The following is a 601-nucleotide window of genomic DNA, read 5'->3' as shown; positions in this document are numbered from 1 at the left end:
CGTAATCGTATCCGCCTGTTGTTATAATCGTCGTCGCACCTTTCCCTAAAAATATGCCTGAATTAATCAAGCCTTTTAATGCAATGACTCGTTCCACTCATTCTAATTTTATACATTGACCAAATAAGAAAAACTGTGTAAATAATGAATCTCGGATTCATTATTTACACAGTTTATTGTACACTCTCAATATTTAACTATTTTAGATCTAATAGTATAAAATTATTTTTCAACTCTCTTTATTCAACCAACCATTTACTTATGTCCACTTGCTTTTTATAGTTAATATTATCAAAAAAATCAACAAAATTATTTTTATCAATATATTTCTTAATAGCACCATTGTACTCATAATCATAAATAAGTATTGCACAGTTATACTCACTTATCTCTTTGGAAATTGTTTGAGTATAGCTATCTAAATATGATGCTCCTTTTATCAATTCATATTGACTAGTCTTATCTTCTTGATAATTTTTTTCAACTATATCTCTATCATACTTACTAATACCAAAATACTTTTCAAAAATCGAATCAATTTCGTCTAAATCATCTACCTCATCTAATAAATCATAATTTACTTTTAGAAATTCTTCAAAGC

At 26.6% G+C, this 601-nt stretch carries 1 protein-coding gene; it reads right to left on the bottom strand.

Features of this window, described 5'->3' with window-relative positions; genetic code table 11:
- Positions 1-239: 239 nt before the first annotated feature.
- A partial coding sequence (locus tag HCJ66_RS15930) for an immunity 22 family protein (protein ID WP_187134024.1) occupies positions 240-601 on the bottom strand: 362 nt, incomplete at its 5' end.

The organism is Paenilisteria portnoyi, assembly GCF_014322795.1.
Lineage (GTDB): Bacteria > Bacillota > Bacilli > Lactobacillales > Listeriaceae > Listeria_A > Listeria_A portnoyi.
Note: the sequence above shows the minus strand (reverse complement) of the source record. Positions and strands in the feature narration are given on the sequence as shown.